Genomic DNA, 19,063 nt, shown 5'->3' on the forward strand with positions numbered 1-19,063 from the left:
GGTGCGGTACTCACTAAGGACGAAACATCGTGTCAACGGGGGATTGGGTCGAGGCCGACCTCGACGATCTTGAGATCACCGAGCACGGCGACACTGTGCCGCTGCCGGTCGTCGCCATCGTGGGGCGGCCGAACGTCGGCAAGTCCACGCTGGTCAACCGCATCATCGGCCGCCGCGAGGCGGTCGTCGAGGATGTGCCGGGCGTCACCCGCGACCGCGTCACCTACGAAGCCAACTGGCGCGGCCGCCGCTTCACCGTGGTCGACACCGGAGGGTGGGACCCTGACGCGACCGGGATGAACCTGCGCATCGCCGAGCAGGCCCAGATCGCGGCCGAGCTGGCCGACGTGATCGTGTTCGTGGTCGACGCCACCGTCGGCGCGACCGACGCCGACGAGACTGTGGGCTCGGTGCTGCGGCAGTCGGGCAAGCCGGTCATCCTGGCCGCCAACAAGGTCGACAACCAGCAGCTGGAGCTGGAGGCCGCCGCGCTGTGGTCGCTCGGGCTCGACGAGCCCCACCCCGTCTCCGCCCTGCACGGCCGCTCCAGCGGCGACCTGCTCGACGTGGTGCTCGACGCGCTGCCGGAGACGCCCGAGGTCACGTTCGGGGCCGAGCGCGGGCCCGCCCGCGTGGCGCTGCTGGGCAAGCCCAACGTCGGCAAGTCCTCGCTGCTCAACAAGCTCGCCGGGGAGGAGCGGGTCCTGGTCGACCCGATGGCCGGCACCACCCGCGACCCGGTCGACGAGCTGATCGAGCTCGGCGGGCGGACCTGGCGCTTCGTCGACACGGCCGGCATCCGGCGGCGCGACCGCGAGCTGCAGGGCGCCGATTTCTACGCCGCCATGCGCACGCGCGCGGCGCTGGAGCGCACCGAGGTGGCGATCGTCCTGATCGACGCCAGCCAGCCGCTCACCGAGCAGGATCTGCGCATCATCGGCCTGGTCATCGAGTCGGGGCGGGCGATGGTGGTCGCCTTCAACAAGTGGGACCTGGTCGACGAGGACCGCCGCTACTACCTGGAGAAGGAGATCGACCGCCAGCTCGTACGCACTCCGTGGGCGCTTCGCGTCAACATCTCCGCCAAGACGGGGCGGCACGTCGACCGGCTGGTCCCGGCGCTGGAGAAGGCGCTCGACTCCTGGTCCACGCGGGTGCCGACGGCCCGGCTCAACGCGTTCCTGACCGAGCTGGTGCAGCAGACGCCGCCGCCGGTGCGCGGCGGCAAGCAGCCCAAGATCCTTTTCGCCACGCAGGCGTCCGTCGAGCCGCCCAAGTTCGTGTTGTTCACCTCGGGCTGGCTGGAGGACACCTACCGCCGGTTCGTCGAGCGCCGCATCCGTGAGGAGTTCGGCTTCGCCGGTTCGCCGATCGAGGTCACGATGAAGATCCGGGAGAAGCGCTCGAAGAAGGAGCGATGACCCCTCGGGGGCGGCAAAGGTTTTGCCGTCCCTTCCGCGGGCTCGTAGGATCGACCGCAAACGTTGACGGAGACGAGTAGCCGAGGTTTCGCACGGGTCGAGAGAGCCGCCGGCAGCTGTGAAGGCGGTCCCGGGCGCCCTCGGTGAAGACACTCCCGAGTGCGGGGAGGAAATGCCCCGCCGGCCTGACCCCCGTCATCGGGTCCTGGAGGCCGCCTCGATCAGGGGCGGCGAAAGTGCGGTGGCACCGGGAGCTCCCTTCTCCCCCGCACTCCCAAGGGATCATGCATTTCCTCGTGAGGAGCTGTGATGATCTCTCGTGTCATGTCGGCGGAGCTCGCTGAGCACGCCGGTCAACGAGTGACGATCGCCGGATGGGTCCATCGCCGCCGGCAACTGAAATCCGTGTCCTTCCTCGTCGTCAGGGACCGCACCGGCCTCGCCCAGGCCGTGACCGCGCATGACCTGCCGGGAGAGGAGAGCGTCGTCCAGGTCACCGGCACCGTGACGGCCAGCCCGCAGGCCCCCGGAGGCTACGAACTGGTCGCGCCGGAGATTGAGGTGCTGGCCGAGCCGTGTGCCGCGCCGCCGTTCGACCTCTTCCGCCCGGAGCCCGGCGCGACGCTCCCGACGATCCTCGACCACGCGCCCGTCGCGCTGCGGCACCCGCGGCTCAGGGCGCCGCTGGAGATCGCGGCCGCCGGGGTGGCCGGGTTCCGCGAGACGCTCGACGGTCTCGGCTTCACCGAGATCCATACCCCGAAGATCGTCGGCTCGGCCACCGAGTCCGGCGCGAACGTCTTCGGCCTCGACTACTTCGGCAGGCCCGCCTATCTGGCGCAGTCGCCGCAGTTCTACAAGCAGGCGATGGTCGGGGTGCTCGAGCGGGTCTACGAGGTCGGGCCGGTCTTCCGCGCCGAGCCGCACGACACCGCACGCCATCTGGCCCAGTACACCAGCCTCGACGCCGAGCTCGGCTTCGTCCGCGACCACCGCGACGTGATGGCGGTGTTGCGCGAGGTGGTGGCGGGCATGACCGAGTCGGTACGCCGCCGCGCCGCCTCCGCCGCCGCCCTGGTCGGGGCCACGCTGCCCGAGGTGCCCGCCGAGATCCCGGCCGTGCACTTCACCGAGGCGCAACGGCTGACGTCGTGCGACGAGCCCGACCTGTCACCCGTGCAGGAACGCCGGCTGTCGGAGTGGGCGCTGCGGGAACACGGCTCGGAGTTCCTCTTCGTCACCGGCTACCCGATGGCCAAGCGGCCCTTCTACACCCATCCCGACCCCGCGAGGCCGGGCTACTCGAACGGGTTCGACCTGCTGTTCCGTGGGCTGGAGCTGGTCACGGGCGGGCAGCGGCTGCACGCGTACGCGGACTACGTCGCCGCGCTGGCCGCCCGGGGCGAGGGCACGCAGGCGTACGAGGGGTATCTGCAGGCCTTCAAGCACGGGATGCCGCCGCACGGCGGGTTCGCGCTGGGGCTGGAACGGTGGACGGCGCGGTTGACGGGCGCCGCCAACATCCGCCAGGCCACAGCGTTCCCCCGGGACCTGCACCGCCTCTCCCCGTAGCCCGCCGCCACCGCCGCCGCCGCCCGGGGCCCCTCAGCGGGCCCGGGCGGCGGACGGCATGAGCAGCGCGACACCCGCGCCGATCACGCAGATGAACGCCGTGACGAGGAACATCTCGGTGTATTCGACGTGCAGCGCCTCCTGCACCTTCGCGGTGTACGCGCTCAGCTGCCGCTGGTAGGTCGCGGCATCCACCCCGAACGGCAGCGGCGTGTCCAGGTGGGCGGTCAGCGACTGGAACCGGTAGAACCCCCACGCCGACACGGCCGCGATGCCGATGAGCATGCCCATCATCCTGGCCACCACGACCGCCGCCGAGGCGACGCCGTGCTCGGTCGCCGGGCTCACCCGCAGCACCGCCGACGAGACCGGCGCGATCACCAGCCCCAGGCCCAGCCCGGCGACGACCAGGTGGAGGTCCATCAGCAGGCCCGCGCTCTCCAGGTCGAGCGGCCAGCGGCTCATCAGCCAGTAGCCGGCCGCCGCCAGGAGCATGCCCGCCACCGCCACGGCCCGATCGCCCACCCTGCGCGCCAGGAGCCCGCCGAGCAGCGCCCCCACGGTCAGCGCGGCCAGGAACCTGGCCAGCACCAGCGACGCCCCCAGCGCGTCGGCGCCGAGCAGCGTCTGGGCGGTGAACTGCACGGAAACCATGGTCACGAGCAGCGCGGCCCCGGCCAGGAAACTCACCGCCAAGGTGGCGAGCAGCGGGCCCTTGCGGGCGCCGGACAGGTCGAGCAGGCGGACGGGGGAGCGGATCTCCCACCAGACGAAGACCACGGCCACCAGCACGCCGGCGGCGATCACGGGCAGACCCCACGGCGGCAGCACGGCCTTGGCGGGGTCGGGGTTGTACAGGCCGACCACCAGCAGCCCGAGCGCCAGCGCGAGCAGGCCCCCACCGGCCACGTCCACCCGCCGCGCGGGAAGCGCCTGCCCGTCCTGGGACACCTCGCCCCCTGCGGGAACCCGCGGCCCTCCGGCGGCGTCCGCGGGATCGCCGCCCGACCCGGGGCCCGGTGGCCTCTCGGTGGTGTCCGTGGGCGTGCCGCCCGCTGGGCCGGCGGCCTTCCGGGCGGTGTCCGTGGGGACGTCGCCCGCCGCGGGAAGGGTCCGGGCTCCGGCCGCGCCCGTGGTGACGTGGCTCGTACCAGCGGATCCCGCCTGCGGCGAGCGTATTGGACGGCCGGGGACGGTGAGGTGCACGGCGACGGCGGCAAGGGCGGCGAGAGGCAGGTTGATCCAGAAGACGGCGTGCCAGCCTCCCAGCTCCACGCCCGCCACCACGGTGCTGGGGATCAGCGCCAGCACCCCGCCGTACAGGGGCCCGAGCGCGCTGCCCAACTCCTGGGCCGCCCCCACCGCCCCCAACGCCACCGGCCGCTCCCGCTCGTCCCACAGGTCGCCGATGAGCGCCATCGTGATCGGCAGCAGCGCGCCGCCGGCCACGCCCTGGACCGCGCGCCCGGCCACCACCATGACCTCTCCGGACGCCAGCGCCGTCAGCACCGAGCCGAGGGCGAACGCCGCCAGGCACGCGTGGATGAGCGGCCGCCGCCCGTAGCGGTCGGAGAGCTGGCCGAGCAGCGGCATCGCGGCTACGTAGCCCAGCAGGAAGCCCGTCACGATCGGAGTCGCCCGCTCCAGGTGGTTGAGCGGGATGCCGACGTCCTCCGCGATGTCGATCAGGACCGTCACCACGACGTACGCGTCGAGCGCGGCCAGCAGCACCACCGCGCCGCCCGCGCCGAGCACGACCCGGCGGGCGCGCCTCATTTCGCGGGAGGGGGAGTGATCGTGACCGGTGCGTCGTAGTCGCTGAACGACACCGTCACCGTGCCGCCCTGCAACGGCAGGCTGGCCCTGGTGAGCCGGGCGGAGGCCTGGTCGAGCCAGACCTTGCCGGTGACGCCCTGCGTGACGCCGGGGACGATCTGGCCGACGACCTGCCCGGGGAACGTCGTGGCGACGCGGTAGGCGCCGTCTTCCGTGCCTTCGACCTTCGGGTCCGTGGCCGAGGCGAGCAACTGGGCGATGCCCTTGGTCGGCTCGAGGATCACCGAGGGATCGTAGAACTGCGCGAGCTGTTGCCGGGTCATCTTCTGGAAGCCGCCGGTCGGGCCCTTGAAGTGCACGGTCTCCCCTACCAGGGCGAAGCTGACCTCCTGCAGGGTGCCCAGGACGTCGAGCGTGATCGTGCCGTCGGCGTCCCCGGCGGCGGTGAGCCTGCCGTCGGCCTTCTTGACCGGCACCTTCGGCTCGCCCTCGGTCGCGATCGAGAAGGTGGCCGACTTGACGGCCTTCATGGCCTCGGCGGCCTTGTTCATCAGCTCGGGCCCTGCGGGCAGCTCGCCGGCGTCGCCGCCGGACGAGCACGCCGCCGTCAGCGCCAGCACGGCCACGATCAGTAGCTTTCTGAGCATGAGCGGATCGTAGCGAGCGGTACGGAGGTCCGCGCACCCTCGCCGATATCGGTTGGGTGTCAGCGCAGCTTCTTCAACTGCTCCACGATCGGCGCGTAGGCCGCCTCGATCGTTTCGAGCTGGTCGTCGGTGAGCCGGTCGACGAAGTGCTCCCGCACGCCGGCCACGTGGAACGGCGCCACCCGCTGGATCGTCTCCCACCCCTCGTCGGTCAGCACCGCGAACGTGCCCCGCCGGTCGTCGTGACAGTCCTCCCTCGTGACCAGGCCCTTGGCCTCCATGCGGGAGATCTGGTGCGACAGCCGGCTGCGCGACTGGATCGTGGCTTCGGCCAGATCGCTCATGCGCATACGCCGCTCGGGGCTCTCCGAGAGGTTGACCAGGATCTCGTAGTCGTTGACCGTGAGGGAGAACTCCTGCAGCTCGCGGTCGAGCCGGTGCATGAGCAGCTTGTGCAGCGCCAGTTGCGTGCGCCAGGCACGCTGTTCGGCGGGAGAAAGCCAGCGAGGCGCGCTCATGATCCCCAATCTAGCGCACCTAAAGTTGTACCCCATGAAGGGGGAGAGCCTGCGCACCGTGCTCGTGGCCGCCGCCGCCAACCTCGCCATCGCGCTGGCCAAACTCGTCGCAGGCCTGGTGGGCGGCTCGGCGGCCATGCTGTCGGAGGCGGCGCACTCGGCCGCCGACACGGTGACCGAGCTGCTGCTGGTGGTGGCGGTACGCCGCTCGGGCAGGCCCGCCGACCGGCGGCACCCCTTCGGGCACGGCAAGGCGGGTTTCGTCTGGGCGCTGATGGCGGCGGTCACGACCCTCGTGGGCGGGGCCGGATTCTCCGTCACGAACGGCCTGCACGAGATCGGTCACGGCGAGGACCTGTCGAACCTCACGCCGGCGTACATCGTGCTGGCGGCCTCCTTCGTGTTCGAGGGCGTCTCGTTCGCGCGGGGGCTCACGCAGTTGCGCGGCGAGGCCGCCCGGCACCGGGTCGGCATGCTGCGCCTGGCCCGCATGACGTCCGACACCGCGTTGAAGGCCGTGCTGTTCGAGGACGCGGCCGCGCTGGGCGGGCTGCTGGTCGCGGCCGCCGGGCTGGTCGCCTCGCAGCTCACCGGCTCGGCGCTGTGGGACGGCGCGGCGTCGGTCATGATCGGCCTGCTCCTGCTGGCCGTCGCGCTCACCCTGATCCGGGCCAACATGTCGCTGCTCATCGGCCAGGCCGTCACCCAGCGGACGGAAACCGGCATCCGGGCCGTGCTGCTGGCGCAGCCGGAGGTGGAGGACGTGGTCGAGCTGCTCACGATGCTGATCGGACCCGGGGAGATCCTGGTCGCCGCGAAGATCGACTTCAGGGACGAGTCGAGCGCGGCGGGCGTGGAGCGGGCCTGCGAGGAGGTGGACCGCCGGCTGCGAGCCCAGGTGCCCGGGGTCAAGCACGTCTTCCTCGACCCGACCCCGACCCGCCGCTGACGTCGCTCAGGTGAACGCCATGACGATCGCGACGCCGACGACGTGCATCAGCACGACGGCGACGATCAGCGACACGAACACGAACTTGGCCGGCCCGTGCTCGAAGGTCTTGCCCTCTTCGAGCGGCCTGCGCTGCGCCATGCGGTCGGCGATGCGCTCCTCAAGGGGCTTGCGGTAGAACATGCCCAGAGTCTATTCGGGGATGGCCGCCCTCCTCGCGGGAGAGTCGGTGATGACGGCCACCCTGATGTCCGGGCCGGCGCTCCACTCCAGCAGGTGCCGACCCGACAGGTCGTCCTCGCAGGCACGCAGCTTGTCGATGGTCAGCTCACCGCGCTTGATCAGTGCCTCTTTCCGGGTCCAGTGCCTGATCAGCTCGTCGTTCCCGGCGACGAGCGCGCGCTCGCGCCGGTTGAGCACCCGGTCGGCCAGCAGCGTGTCGAGCGGGCCGGGCGGCACGTGCTCGGCGTCCACGCCGACTCTGCCGGGCCCGGCGGCCGCGCACACGTAACCGCGCGTGTGACTGAAGCTGACCCCCAGCTCGGGAGCCTGCTCGATGGACGGCCTGCCGTGCCCGGGGCCGTGCAGATGGCAGTGTTGCAGCAGCGTCAGCTCGCGCGGCTCGACGCCGAGCACGGCGGCGGCGCAGACGCGCACGAGGAGGTGCGCGGCGACGAAGCAGTCACGGTCAGCCTCGAACCTGAACCGCGCCGCCCGCTCGCGTTCGACGTCGGTCAGCCAGTCGTCGGGGGCCCGCACCTCGTCGGGGCGGCCGCCCATCGCCAAAGGGACGATCGTCAGTCCTTCTTCTTCTCGTCGCCGTCAAGGGTGTACTGGTCCTCCGAGGACGCGCCCAGCACGGTCACGTCGTGGATCTTCCAGGTGCCCTTCTCCTTCACAAGGGAGATCTTAAGGTGCGAGTCCTTGACCGAGCGGATCGCTTCCGAGGTGTTCACCTGCTGATCCACGACCACGATGGCGTGCGCGGTGGCCTCGTCCACGTCGGCGAGGTAGACCTCGCGCACCGTGGCCTGCGAAGTGGCCTTGAGCTTGACGATGACCTGCGCCATCGCGCCGCCGAACGCCGCGTCGTACGTGCTCAGGAAGTCGCCCGTGGCCTGGGCCGCCAGGGAGGATCGGGTGGTCTGCAGGTTCTGGTAGTCGTAGCTGAGCAGGGCCTTGCTGAACGCGCCTGCGGCTCCCGACACCTCCAGGCGCAGCGCCCGCTCGGCCTCCAGCGCGGCGCGGGCGTCGCGGGCCTGGGCGGCGGAGATGCCCTGCAGTACGGCGGTGGCGGCGATCACGGCCACCACCATGGCCGTCAGCGTCCACAAAACCCGGACCCTGCCGAACCGCCCGGCCGGCGCGCCGTCGCCCGGCGTCCCCCTAGCGTCCGCGATCTCGGACGGCGTGGTCTCGGGTGGTGTGGTCTCGGGTGGTGTGGTCTCGGGTGGTGTGGTCTCGGGTCGTGCGGTCTCGGATCGTGCGGTCTCGGATCGTGCGGTCACGGTCAGGGCGGCGCTCGCGGGTGGGGTGTCGGCGGGGGAGGTCTCCTCGCGGGCCTCGTCGGTGCGGGGGGCTGCGGAGAGATCCTGCTCGGTGGTCATCGTGACTCCTCACGGCGGCGGGCGGCCCGACCCGCGGCGATCCAGCCCACCATGCCACCAAAGGCCACTACGGCGAGGAAAATCGCGGCAATCAGGGGCGCGGTGTTCGGCGGGTCAGGGGACGTGGCGCCGGCGGCGGTCACGTCACTGGACGATGGTGCGGGCTGAGGGCTCCGGCCCGGCCTGGCGGCGTCCCCGGCGTCCGGTCGCACGGAGGCGTCCGGCCGGGCCGAGGCATCGGGCCGCGCGGAGGCCCGCGGCCGGTTCGAGGTGTCCGGCCGGCCCGTGCCGTCCGGTCGCGCGGCGGCGTCGCGTCGTACGGATGTGTCCCGCGCATCCCGGTCCCGGCCGGTACGGGCGCCCTCGTCGGAGGCGTCGGTGGCGGGCGCGCGGTCCGGGCAGGCGCGCAGCTTCGGCACGGTGGGCGGTCCGGCCGCCCGCGCGTACTCCTCGGCCGGCTGCGGCCCCCCGGGAACGCTGAAGATGAACGACGCCCTGCCGTACACGGTGTCGCCGCGCCGGTCGCTGATGTCGTCGGCCAGGCTCAACGCGGTCGGCATGACGCTCAGCAGGTGGTGCACGTTCCGCTCGGTCTCAGGGGAGAAGATCGGCTCGTGCGGCAGCCCTGCCGCGGTCAGTAGGCACGAGAACCCCGGCCTCGACCGCCGGACGGCCTCGTCGAGCTGGGCGAACACGCCCGGACCCCGGTCGAGGAAGGTGTTGAGGTCGCCGCGGGAGGCGCGCAGGGCTGCCGTGACCTTGCTGAGGTCGGTGATGCCGGAGGCCAGCTCGCCCCGCTTGCCGGCCAGCGTGTGGGTGAGCCGGGTGAGCTGCACCGCCAGGTCGTCGAGCACCTCGGTGTTGTCGGCGAGGGTGCCGGTCAGGGTGTGGGCGTCGTCGATGATGCGCCTGATCGCGGGCGCCCGGCCGTCGAGGGCGACGGCCAGCTCGTGGGTGATCGCCCTGGCGTCCTCGGGCGGCACGGCGGTGAGGAGCTTGCCGACGCCCTCGAACACCTTCTTGTAGTCGAGCGGCACGGACGTCCTGCCCAGCGTGATCGTGTCACCGGCCGCGAGCCGCGGGCCGCCCGCTCCGGTGGCGGGCGGCGAGAGCTCAACGTACGGCTCCCCGATGGCGGACTTGCGCCGCACCTCGGCCGAGACGCCCTTCGGCAGCCGGATCTCCCTGTCGATGTCGAGACCGACGACGATCTTGCCGGGCGCGAGCCGTACGTCTCCGATCTTGCCGACGCGGACGCCCAGGTAGGCGACGTCGAACCCGCGCACGAGGCCGGGTGACGAGACGAACTCGGCCGACACCCGGTAGGGCCGCTCGATGGCGTCGAGCCGGATGATCGTGCTGAACGCCCACAGCGTCATGACGACGCCCAGCACGACGAAGAACCCGAGGTTGACGTAGATGCGCCTGTTCATCGCGGCGGCTCCAGGAGCAGGCGGAAGTCCTCGATCCTGTTCGGCAGGGCGGGCCGGTCGGCGTCGCGCCGCTGGGGCACCAGCACACCTTTGAGCCACAGGTAGATCAGCACCTGCCCGTTGACCGTGATCGGCGGGGCGTCGATGAACTTCTGCAGCTTGGCCACCAGCGCCTTCAGGTCCTCCTTGCCGCGCTGCATGGCCGAGGAGATGGCCGCCAGCTCCCGTAGCAGCGTGCGCAACCGCGCGGCGTGACGTGGGTAGACGGTGAGGTTGGCCTCCTTGGCGAGTCTGGTCAGCGCGACGATGGTCTTCTTGACGTGCTTGCGCCCGTGCGCGATGCGCGTGGTGGCGGCGGCGAGGGTGCCGGGCAGCCGGTCCAGCTCCGTGCCGCCCTTGGCGAGGTCGTCGCCCAGCTCGGCCAGGGTGTCGATGCTGGTGCCCAGGTCGCGGCGGGCGGCGGCGTAGGCGTCGGTGACCTCGGCGGTCTGCCTGATCAGCTTGTTGACGTCGTCGCCCTGGCCGGCGAACGCGGTCGAGGCGGCGTCCAGGACGGCGTTCACGTCCTGCGCGCCGAGCGCCTCGATGAGCGGCCCGGCCTTGGCGGTGACCTGCTCGATGTCCGGTTCGACGGAGGTGCGGGCGATGGTGGCGCCGCTCCTGAGGTAGGGCCCCGTGGACAGGTCCTTGCCCTTGGGCGGGGCGAGCAGCACGTAGTTCTCGCCCAGCACGGACGTCTTGGCCACGGTGGCGGTGCTGCCCTCCGGCACGCGGTGCTCCGAGGTGATGGACATGGTGACCCTGGCCCGGTAGCCCTGTAGCCGGATGCCGGTGACGGTGCCCACTCGTACGTCGGAGATCTGCACGCTGTGCCCCGCCACCAGGCTCTGCACGTCGTCGAAGACGGCGTGCAGAGTCAGGTCACCGGTAATCGCGCCGAGCGTCTGCAGCGAGCACGACGACGTCGTGAGCGACAGCACGAGCAGCCCGGCCAGTGCGCCCGCCCTCATCGCGGCCTCCTCTGGAAGGGGCAGTTGCTCAGTCCGGCGGGCAGGCACGGGACGTCGCCGAGGCCGAGCGAGTCGAACAGCGGAGCCAGCCACGCCCTGGTCAGCGCGTTCAGCACGACACGGATCTTGAGCACGTGCTGGTCCCTGTCCCACGAGTCGATGATCACGTCGGCGAAGTCGGCCGCGCCCTTGACCGCCTGCGCTGCGGAGGCGCTGTTGGCCCTGACGGTCAGGACCAGCTCGGCCAGGGTGCTTGCGGCCTGCGGGAGCCGCTGCGCGTACTGCTCGATGATCACGTCGCCGCGGCGGACGAAGCCGGCCATGCTGGAGACGAACCCGCGCAGCCGGCGCCGTTCCTCCGCCAGGATGGAGCTCGCCTCGGCGAAGGAGTCGATCGCGCCCGTCACCTGGCGTTCTCGCTCGTTGAGGCCGGTGGCCAGCCGGCTCAGCCCTTTGGCCAGGGCGACGAGCTGCCGGTCCTGCTCGGCGAGTACGCCGGTGAGCCTTGAGGTGTCGCTGACGGCGTCGCCGATGGTCTTGCCGCGTCCCCTGACCCCGTCGGCCAGGTCGCCGGCCACGTCGCCGAGCTTCTCGTCGTCGAGCGCGTCGGTCAGCTCGGTGAAGGCGTCGAGCGCGTCGTCGATCTCCACCGGAAGCTCGGTACGCTCCAGCGGGATCGTCGCTCCTGGCTGGACGCGCCGGTCGCCGGGCTTCCACGGGGGATAGAGCACGACGTTGCGCTCGCCCAGCGTGTTCTGCGGCGCGACCACGGCCTTGACGCCGGCGGGGAGGGGCACGTGGCGGTCGACGCGGAGCGAGACCCGTACGCGGTCGCCCTCGATGCCGATGTCGTCGACGTAACCCGCGTCGAGCCCCATCACCTTCACCCGCGCCTCCTCGTAGAGCGAGGGCGCCTTGCTGAAGAGCGCCACCAGCCGGTACGGCTGCGCGCCCGGCACGGAGCAGCCCGACGCGAGGAACGCCCAGGCCAGCAGCGCGGTGACGAGCCGGGTCATCGGGCGGCCCTCCTGTCCTTGGCGATGGCGGCCAGCACCTCGGGGTCGATGGGACCGAGGCCTGTCGCGATGGCCTCCAGCCACGGGCCCTGGCCGCCCATCGTGGACAGGCCGGAGAACGTCGGGCCCGCCCACGCCAGCAGCGAGTTGAGTTGCTTGTTGTCGTCGCCGAGCCTCGTCGTGATGGCCGCGTTGTCGTCGAGGACCCGAACAAGGCTTTTCTCGTGCCGGTCGATGAGCCGGTTCGTGCTGCGTACCAGGTCGCTGCCGTCGCCGAGGAGGGTACGCAGCTCGGCGCGGCGGTGGCGCAGCTCGGCCAGCATGACCCCGATGGCGTCGACCAGTCGGGCGAGCTGCTCGTCCTTCTTCTCGATGATCTTCATGATCCTGGTGCCGTTGTCGAGCAGCCGCCGCAGCTGCGGCTCGCTCTTGCTGATGGTCTCCGACAGGTCGCCGACGTTCTCGAGCAGCCGGGTGACGCGGCCGCGCTTGAAGGTGTCGATCTTGCCGAGCTCGGTGAGCAGCTCGTCCACGGCTTCGGTGTCGAGCCGTTCGACCAGCCGGGTCGCGTCGTTGATGGCGTCGTTGACGAGGGTGGGCACGCCGGTCCGCGTCACGGGGACGCGCCGCTGCGCCTCGGGCAGCTGGTCGAGGTAGGGGGGCGTGACCGGGCCGGTGAGCTTGACGTAGCGGCCGCCGAGCAGGTTGGACAGCGCGATGTCGGCGCGGGTGCCACGGCCGAGGCGTACGTCCTCGTCGACCTTCCAGGTGACGACCACGTGCCCGCGCGCGTAGTCGGGGCGCACCTCGGTGACCTCGCCGACGCGCACGCCCGCCACGCGCACGTCGTTGCCGGTGCGTACGCCGCCGGAGTCCACGAAGATTCCGGACATGTGGTAGCCCCTCTCAAGCAGCCCCAGCGTGCCCACGAGGAAGGTCGCGACGAGCAGCGTGGCCAGCGTGGCCACCGACACCAGGCCGACGGCGATCTTGTTGCGGTCGCGGAAGGACTTGAGCGCCATCAGTCGCCCACCAGCAGTTTCTGGAGGTCCTTGGAGCTCTGCACGCGGGTGTTGCGCAGCGGCGGCGGCTCCTTCATCGGGTACGGGCAGGGCGCGGGCCCCAGCGCCACGCACGGGACGGCGGTGATGAAGTAGCGGCCGCGCTCGACGGTGGAGCGGGCGCGGGCGAACAGCGGCGGGAACGTGCTGACCGTCCTGCCGATGTCGTCCGCGTTCCTCCTGATGCCGCCGGTCAGGCCGGACAGGTTGTCGACCAGCGCGCCGAGCTCGCCGGCGTTCTTGCCGAGCACCTCGTTGGAGGTGTGCACGGTCGCCGACAGCTCCACCAGCGCGTCGTCGATGAGCTCGCGGTTGCCGGCGAACGCCTCCGTCAGCGTGACGAGGTTGTCGACAAGCTGCTCCAGCTGCTTGTCGCGCCTGGCGACCACGCCGGTGACGGTGGCGTAGTCCCGCAGGAGCTGTTCGATGGTCTTCCTGCGGTCGTTGACCGTGGCGGTGATGGCGTTGACGTTGTCGAGCAGTCTCGGGATGTTGCGGTCGTTGCCCTTGAGCGACTTGGCGGCGGCGGTGAGCAACTGGTTGATCTGGTCGGGGTCGAGGCTGCGGGTGAGCGGGCCGAGGTCGCCGACCAGCTCGCCGATGTCCACGACGGACGTGGTGCGGGCGATGCGCGACCCGGGCGGCAGCATGCCGGGCGCGGTGCCGGGCAGCAGGTAGATCACCCGCTGGCCGATGGCGTTGCGCCAGCGGACCGCGGCCTCGGTGTCGGCCGGCACCCTGACCGTGTCCTGCACCTCCATGGTCACCTCGGCCCGGCCGTGAACCACCTTGATGGTGTCCACCTGGCCGACGGGCGCGCCGGCGATCTTGACCTGGTCGCCCTCCACCAGCCCGGACACGTCGTCGAACGTGGCGACGAGCCGGTAGCCGCCGCCCGTGCCGACCCGGGCGATCTGCACGCTGATCACCACGATCAGCGTCACGGTCAGGCCGATGAAGAGCACGAACTTGGCGAACGTCCACCAGCGGCGGGTGCGCTCCATCAGCGCCTCCCGTCGGTGGGGCCGCAGACGCCCACGATCAGCTCGCAGACGTCGGTCGCCACGAACGCCTCCACCTGCAGCTGGCGGGTGCCGCCGGGGCCCGGCGCCTCGATCAGCTCGTTGAGCAGGTCGACCAGCCGGTTCAGGCCTCGCACTCCGTCGCCGGCCAGCCCGAGCTGGGCGTAGATGAGCGCGGCGACCCGCTCGCCGGAGTGCACGCCGGCCCGCAGGTTGCTCCGGTGCCTGGCCAGCCCGTGCGCCGTCTGGCCGCTGACCGAGGTGACCTCCTGCAGCAGGGCCCGTACCTTGTCCGCCCGCTCCAGCAGGTCGGGAGTGATCACGTTGACGTCGGAGGAGATCCCGGTGATCTCGTCGCCCTTGTCCGACAGCGCGGTGCCGAGCAGGGCGCCGTCGCGCAGGAACCGCCTGGCCCTGTCGCGGTGCCGGTGGGCGACGCCGACGAGAGCGCCCGCGTCGGTGATCAGCTCGCGCAGGTGTTCGCCCTTCCCGTCGAGGCCCTTGGCCAGGGTGTGCACGATGACCGCGACCTCGCGAGGGTCGACGGCGTCCAGGCCGCGGTAGGCGGCGCCGAGCGTGTCCGACAGGTCGAGCGGGCCCTCGGTGTCGGTGATGACGGCTCCGCTACGGAGGTAGGGGCCGGTGGTCTCGCCGGAGCCGGGCTTGAGGTTGACGTACTTGGGGCCGAACACCGACGTGGGCTCGACCGAGGCGACCGTGGAGGCGGGCACCTTGACGCCGGGCTCGACGTGCATGGTCACCACGGCGTCGCCCTTGGCGTCGAGCGACACGTTCGTCACGTCGCCGACCGTGATGCCGCGGATCTTGACGGGGGAGTTGGCGTCCAGGCCCTGCCCGGCGCGGGCGAACACGGCGTCGACCCTGGTGCCGCTGATCTCGGTGGCGGTGCGTACGACGTACAGCGTGGCCGCGGCGAGCACCACGAGCAGGGCGAGCGCGACGCCGGCCCGCGCGGGGAGGGAGAGGTCGGATCGGCTCACCGGCTCACCCCGTCAGCGGGATGTTGCCGCCGCCGCCCCAGAACAGGTACGACAGCAGCAGGTTGAGCAGCACGATCGTGACGATCGACTGGCGGATGGCGCGGCCCGCCGCCACGCCCACGCCCACCGGCCCTCCGGTGGCGTGGAAGCCGTGGAAGCAGTGGATCACGATCACCGCGAAGGCGAACACGCCCACCTTGGAGACGCTGAACAGGATGTCGCTGACCGGCAGGTACAGGTAGAAGTAGTAGTCGTAGACCCCGGGCGCCAGCCCGAACAACACCGTGCACATCAGCCGCGTGGCGAAGAAGCTGGCGAACAACGCGATGAGATAGATCGGCATCAGCGCCAGCAGCGCCGCGACGACGCGGGTGCAGACGAGGTAGGTGAAGGCGTTGATGCCCATCACCTCCAGCGCGTCGATCTCCTCGGAGATGCGCATCGCGCCCAGCTCCGCCGTGAACGACGAGCCGACCTGCGCCGCGAGGGCCGTGGCCGCGATGATCGGGGTGATCTCGCGGACGTTGGCGAACGAGCCCACCAGGCCCATGAACGACTCCGCGCCGATCGCCTGCAAACCCTGGTAGCCCTGCAGCCCGACGGTCGCGCCGACGACGAACGCCATCGTGAACACCACGAAGACCATGCCGCCGCCGATGACCGTGGCCCCGACGCCGACCACGACGTCGCTGACCTGCCTGACGACGACCTTGGCGTACTTGAGCCGCAGCACCACGTCGCGTACGGAGTAGAAGAGCACCTTCCACACGAACAGCGGCCAGTCCGCCAGCGACGCGAACCGCTCGGCGATGTCCCGGCCACGTAAGGCGAGCCTGGGACCCGCCGTGCGCGTCATGGCCATCAGAGCGACCTCGGCGGGTAGGCCAGGAAGTAGACGGCGGAGATCACGTAGTTGAACGTGAACACCAGCATGAACGTCACCACGGTCGACTGGTTGACCGCCCGCCCCACGCCCACCGGGCTGCTCGCACAGGTCATGCCCTTGTAGCAGGCGACCGCCGCCGCGATGAACCCGAAGATCCAGGCCTTGAACAGGGTGACGTACAGGTCGGAGGCGACGACCAGCGACAGCGCGCCGTCGAAGTACGCGCCGGGCGTGACACCCTGCACGATCACGTTGAAGAAGTAGCCGCCGCTCGCGCCCGCCAGGATGACCAGCGGGCACAGGCACACCGCGATCGTGCTGGCCGCCCACATGCGCGGGGTGACCAGCCGGTGGATCGGGTTGACCGACATGACCTCCATCGCGCTCAGCTCGTCGCGGATGTTGCGCGCGCCGATGTCGGACGTCATCGCGCTGCCTCCGGCCCCCGCGATCAGCAGCGCGCTGGCCAGCGGCGCGACCTCGCGGATGAGGCCGACGAAGACGGCGCTGCCGGTGGCCGAGCCCGCGCCCAGCTGCCAGGCCAGCTCGCCCACCTGGAGCGCCACGGTCGCGCCGAGCGGCAGGGAGACGAGCAGGACGGGCACGCTGGTGACGCGGGCCAGGAACCAGCACTGGTCGACGAACTCCCACCACCAGCGGCGTACGTCCCAGCTGCGGCGCAGCCCCTCCAGGACGATGACGAACAGGTCACCGACCTGGCCGAGCACCGACCCGGCCCTACGTCCGACGAACCCGGACAAGGCCATCAGCTGACCACCTCCGCCGCCTACGGATCAGTCACCCTACTGACGGGTTGACCGGCAGTCGATGCTCTGGCGGGAATTTGAGGAAAAGGTATGAGACGCAGCTCACACCTTGTCAGCTCCGCACGAAACGTGACCGGCCCGTTACGCCAGGGTGGCCATCCAGGACTCGATCTCGTCGGGGTGGCGGGGAAGCCCGCCGGACAGCAGGGCGGCGCCGTCGGCGGTCACGACGAGGTCGTCCTCGATGCGGATGCCGATGCCGCGCAGTTCCTCGGGCAGCGTCAGGTCGTCGGGCTGGAAGTACAGGCCGGGCTCCACGGTGAGCACGTGGCCCTCCTCCAGCACGCCGTCCAGATAGACCTCCGCCCGCGCCCGTGCGCAGTCGTGCACGTCGAGCCCGAGCATGTGGCCGCTGCTGCACAGCGTGTAGCGCCGGTAGAGGCCGCTCTCCATGAGGGAGTCGGTGGAGCCCTTCAGCAGGCCCCAGTCGCGCAGGCCGTCACAGATGACGCGCATGGCCGCCAGGTGGAAGTCGCGGAAGCGGGCGCCCGGCCTGAGCGTGGCGATGGCCGCCGTCTGCGCTTCGTACACCAGCTCGTACGCCTGCCGCTGGACCGCGTCGAAACGCCCCGAGATCGGCAGCGTACGGGTGACGTCGGCGGTGTAGAGGGTGTCGGCCTCGACGCCCGCGTCCATCAGCAGCAGGTCGTCCGGCGACAGCCGGCCGTCGTTGCGGATCCAGTGCAGCACGCAGGCATGCGACCCCGCGGCCACGATGCTGTCGTAGCCGGTCGCGTTGCCCTCGAGCCGGGCCCGCAGCCCGAACACGCCCTCCAGGTGGCGCTCGCCGCGCGGGTGCCCGAGGGCCTGCGGCAGCGCGCGGACGACGTCCTCGAACCCGCGTGCCGTCGCGTCCACGGCGTGCCGCAGCTCGCCCAGCTCCCACTCGTCCTTGACCAGCCGCATCTCCGACAGGAAGGACTCCAGCTCGGCGTCGCCGCCGCCGCGCGCAGCCCGCGCGTCCACCGAGGCGTCGACGCCCCTCAGGACCCTGGCCGGGCGGCCCTCCAGTTCCAGGTCGCGGATGTGCGCGCAGCGCAGCTGGTACATCTCCTCGGCCTCGGCCAAATCGGGCCGGGGCCCCGCCCAGAACTCGCCGTAGCGGCGGTCGCGGTAGAACTCCTGGCCCTCCTCGCGCGGGGCGCGCGGCCTGACGTACAGCACCGCCTCGCCGGACGGCTCGATCACCAGCACGTCGTCGGACTCCGACGCGCCCGTCAGATAGGAGTACGCGCTGTGCGGCCTGAACCGGTAGTCGCTGTCGTTGCTGCGCACCTTGAGCGTGCCCGACGGGATCACGAGCCGTTCGCCGGGGAAGCGCGCGGTCAGCGCGGCGCGGCGCTTGGCGGCCCACGGCGCGATCGGCCGTGCGCTCACCTCGCCCCGCCGGGACGGCCCCCAGCCGGTCCGCATGAACGCGGCCAGCTCGTCGGTTACGGGCAGGTCGTGGCTTCCGATGTTGAGCGGCTCGGTCATGCGGCGGTCCTTCGGATCTTCGTGCCGTACGTGGATACGGCAGGCAGCCTACGGGACCGCATGACTGCATCCTCGGGGGGCAGTTTGCCGTGACGCGGGGGTTGGAACACTGAGGGGCAGAGGTGGTGCAGATGCTCATCGGGACGATTCTTCGCGGCAAGGGCAGTGAGGTCACGACCGTGACGCCGGCCGCGACCGTGCGGGAGTTGCTCGCCAAGCTCGCCGAGCACAACATCGGGGCCGTCGTGGTCTCCAGCGACGGGTCCGTCATCGAGGGCATCGTGTCGGAGCGCGACGTCGTACGCCGCCTCCACGACCGCGGTGCCGCGGTGCTGGACGACCCCGTGTCCGCCATCATGACCGCCGAGGTCCACACGGTCGGCCCCGGCGAGAACGTCGAGTCGCTGCGGCGCACCATGACCACCGAGCGGGTCCGGCACATGCCCGTGGTCGACGGTGGCCGGCTCGTCGGCATCGTCAGCATCGGCGACGTGGTCAAGAGCGCGATCGAGGAGCTGGAGGCGGAGAAGGCGTCGCTCGTCGACTATCTCCATCGTTGACAGTGATGGGACGCTGGGTCCGTGATGTACGGGCCTCCTCCTCCACCTGAGTATCCCCGGGCGACGAGCAGTCCGACGATCATCTTGCTCGTGTCGGGGCTCGCCGCCCTCCTCGGGTTCCTGCTGGGGGTGTTCGTGGGGTTCGGGGCGAGCACGTCGACGCAGGCGCCGCCGCCCAGGATCACGGTGACGACCGAGGTGACGGGCGCTCCCGAGCCGACGGCGCCGACGCAGCCCGTCCCGTCACAAGAGGTCCCCTCCCAGCCCGTGCCGTCCCAGCC

General features: G+C 71.3%; 20 protein-coding genes. 5 read left to right on the top strand and 15 right to left on the bottom strand.

Annotated features, from left to right (window positions below; genetic code table 11):
- Positions 1 to 29: 29 nt before the first annotated feature.
- A complete protein-coding gene (der, locus tag GUY59_RS10300) occupies positions 30 to 1,421 on the top strand; it encodes a ribosome biogenesis GTPase Der (protein ID WP_138199935.1) in 1,392 nt (463 codons plus the stop codon).
- Positions 1,422 to 1,730: 309 nt separating this feature from the next.
- Entirely contained in the window at positions 1,731 to 2,993 is a 1,263-nt protein-coding gene (aspS, locus tag GUY59_RS10305) for an aspartate--tRNA(Asn) ligase (protein ID WP_138199936.1), read from the top strand.
- A gap of 33 nt (positions 2,994 to 3,026) precedes the next feature.
- Here aspS and GUY59_RS48470 read toward each other — a convergent pair whose 3' ends face one another.
- From GUY59_RS48470 to GUY59_RS10325, 3 genes are read right to left on the bottom strand one after another with little or no spacing between them, the layout of a single operon-like run.
- The gene (locus GUY59_RS48470; RefSeq protein ID WP_236667007.1) at positions 3,027 to 4,769 is read right to left on the bottom strand and encodes an MFS transporter; all 1,743 of its coding nucleotides are present in this window, start codon (positions 4,767 to 4,769) and stop codon (positions 3,027 to 3,029) included.
- Complete coding sequence (locus GUY59_RS10320; RefSeq protein WP_138199937.1) at positions 4,766 to 5,416, bottom strand: LppX_LprAFG lipoprotein; 651 nt, start codon at positions 5,414 to 5,416, stop codon at positions 4,766 to 4,768. The genes GUY59_RS48470 and GUY59_RS10320 overlap by 4 nt, the downstream gene beginning before the upstream one ends.
- A gap of 59 nt (positions 5,417 to 5,475) precedes the next feature.
- Positions 5,476 to 5,934, bottom strand: coding sequence for a MarR family winged helix-turn-helix transcriptional regulator (locus GUY59_RS10325; protein WP_171055334.1), 459 nt, complete (start codon positions 5,932 to 5,934; stop codon positions 5,476 to 5,478).
- A 34-nt stretch (positions 5,935 to 5,968) separates the two neighbouring features.
- Between GUY59_RS10325 and GUY59_RS10330 the strand changes: the two genes are divergently transcribed.
- Positions 5,969 to 6,883 (top strand): cation diffusion facilitator family transporter, encoded by a 915-nt coding sequence (locus GUY59_RS10330; protein WP_138199939.1) that lies wholly within the window; start codon positions 5,969 to 5,971, stop codon positions 6,881 to 6,883.
- A 6-nt stretch (positions 6,884 to 6,889) separates the two neighbouring features.
- Here the strand turns inward: GUY59_RS10330 and GUY59_RS47380 are convergent, their stop codons facing one another.
- The 12 genes from GUY59_RS47380 to GUY59_RS10385 form a co-directional block, all read right to left on the bottom strand.
- Positions 6,890 to 7,066: a hypothetical protein gene (locus GUY59_RS47380; RefSeq protein ID WP_165959562.1), complete on the bottom strand. Its 177-nt coding sequence runs from the start codon at positions 7,064 to 7,066 to the stop codon at positions 6,890 to 6,892.
- A 9-nt stretch (positions 7,067 to 7,075) separates the two neighbouring features.
- Positions 7,076 to 7,663 (bottom strand): 4'-phosphopantetheinyl transferase family protein, encoded by a 588-nt coding sequence (locus GUY59_RS10335; protein ID WP_132332472.1) that lies wholly within the window; start codon positions 7,661 to 7,663, stop codon positions 7,076 to 7,078.
- A 17-nt stretch (positions 7,664 to 7,680) separates the two neighbouring features.
- Complete coding sequence (locus tag GUY59_RS10340; protein WP_138199940.1) at positions 7,681 to 8,490, bottom strand: hypothetical protein; 810 nt, start codon at positions 8,488 to 8,490, stop codon at positions 7,681 to 7,683.
- Positions 8,487 to 9,923 carry an MCE family protein gene (locus tag GUY59_RS10345; RefSeq protein ID WP_138199941.1) on the bottom strand — a complete coding sequence of 479 codons (1,437 nt, stop codon included), beginning with the start codon at positions 9,921 to 9,923 and terminating at the stop codon, positions 8,487 to 8,489. Before GUY59_RS10345 ends, GUY59_RS10340 begins: the two co-directional genes overlap by 4 nt.
- Positions 9,920 to 10,933, bottom strand: a complete 1,014-nt coding sequence (locus tag GUY59_RS10350; protein WP_138199942.1) for an MCE family protein — start codon at positions 10,931 to 10,933, stop codon at positions 9,920 to 9,922. The genes GUY59_RS10345 and GUY59_RS10350 overlap by 4 nt, the downstream gene beginning before the upstream one ends.
- The gene (locus tag GUY59_RS10355; RefSeq protein ID WP_138199943.1) at positions 10,930 to 11,949 is read right to left on the bottom strand and encodes an MCE family protein; all 1,020 of its coding nucleotides are present in this window, start codon (positions 11,947 to 11,949) and stop codon (positions 10,930 to 10,932) included. The genes GUY59_RS10350 and GUY59_RS10355 overlap by 4 nt, the downstream gene beginning before the upstream one ends.
- Positions 11,946 to 12,971, bottom strand: a complete 1,026-nt coding sequence (locus GUY59_RS10360; RefSeq protein WP_138199944.1) for an MlaD family protein — start codon at positions 12,969 to 12,971, stop codon at positions 11,946 to 11,948. Before GUY59_RS10360 ends, GUY59_RS10355 begins: the two co-directional genes overlap by 4 nt.
- Entirely contained in the window at positions 12,971 to 14,014 is a 1,044-nt protein-coding gene (locus GUY59_RS10365) for an MCE family protein (protein WP_138199945.1), read from the bottom strand. Before GUY59_RS10365 ends, GUY59_RS10360 begins: the two co-directional genes overlap by 1 nt.
- Positions 14,014 to 15,033, bottom strand: coding sequence for an MCE family protein (locus GUY59_RS10370; RefSeq protein ID WP_138199946.1), 1,020 nt, complete (start codon positions 15,031 to 15,033; stop codon positions 14,014 to 14,016). The genes GUY59_RS10365 and GUY59_RS10370 overlap by 1 nt, the downstream gene beginning before the upstream one ends.
- Positions 15,034 to 15,037: 4 nt before the next feature.
- Positions 15,038 to 15,895 (bottom strand): ABC transporter permease, encoded by an 858-nt coding sequence (locus GUY59_RS10375; RefSeq protein ID WP_132340833.1) that lies wholly within the window; start codon positions 15,893 to 15,895, stop codon positions 15,038 to 15,040.
- Entirely contained in the window at positions 15,895 to 16,686 is a 792-nt protein-coding gene (locus GUY59_RS10380) for an MlaE family ABC transporter permease (protein WP_165960066.1), read from the bottom strand. The genes GUY59_RS10375 and GUY59_RS10380 overlap by 1 nt, the downstream gene beginning before the upstream one ends.
- 141 nt (positions 16,687 to 16,827) lie before the next feature.
- Positions 16,828 to 18,222, bottom strand: coding sequence for an aminopeptidase P family protein (locus GUY59_RS10385; RefSeq protein ID WP_138199947.1), 1,395 nt, complete (start codon positions 18,220 to 18,222; stop codon positions 16,828 to 16,830).
- Positions 18,223 to 18,353: 131 nt separating this feature from the next.
- Here GUY59_RS10385 and GUY59_RS10390 point away from each other — a divergent pair, with 131 nt between their 5' ends.
- Positions 18,354 to 18,782: a CBS domain-containing protein gene (locus tag GUY59_RS10390; RefSeq protein ID WP_138199948.1), complete on the top strand. Its 429-nt coding sequence runs from the start codon at positions 18,354 to 18,356 to the stop codon at positions 18,780 to 18,782.
- Positions 18,783 to 18,872: 90 nt separating this feature from the next.
- On the top strand, positions 18,873 to 19,063 hold a 191-nt coding region (locus tag GUY59_RS10395), incomplete at its 3' end, for a hypothetical protein (RefSeq protein ID WP_212746157.1).

The organism is Nonomuraea sp. K271, from assembly GCF_009908215.1.
GTDB lineage: Bacteria > Actinomycetota > Actinomycetes > Streptosporangiales > Streptosporangiaceae > Nonomuraea > Nonomuraea longispora.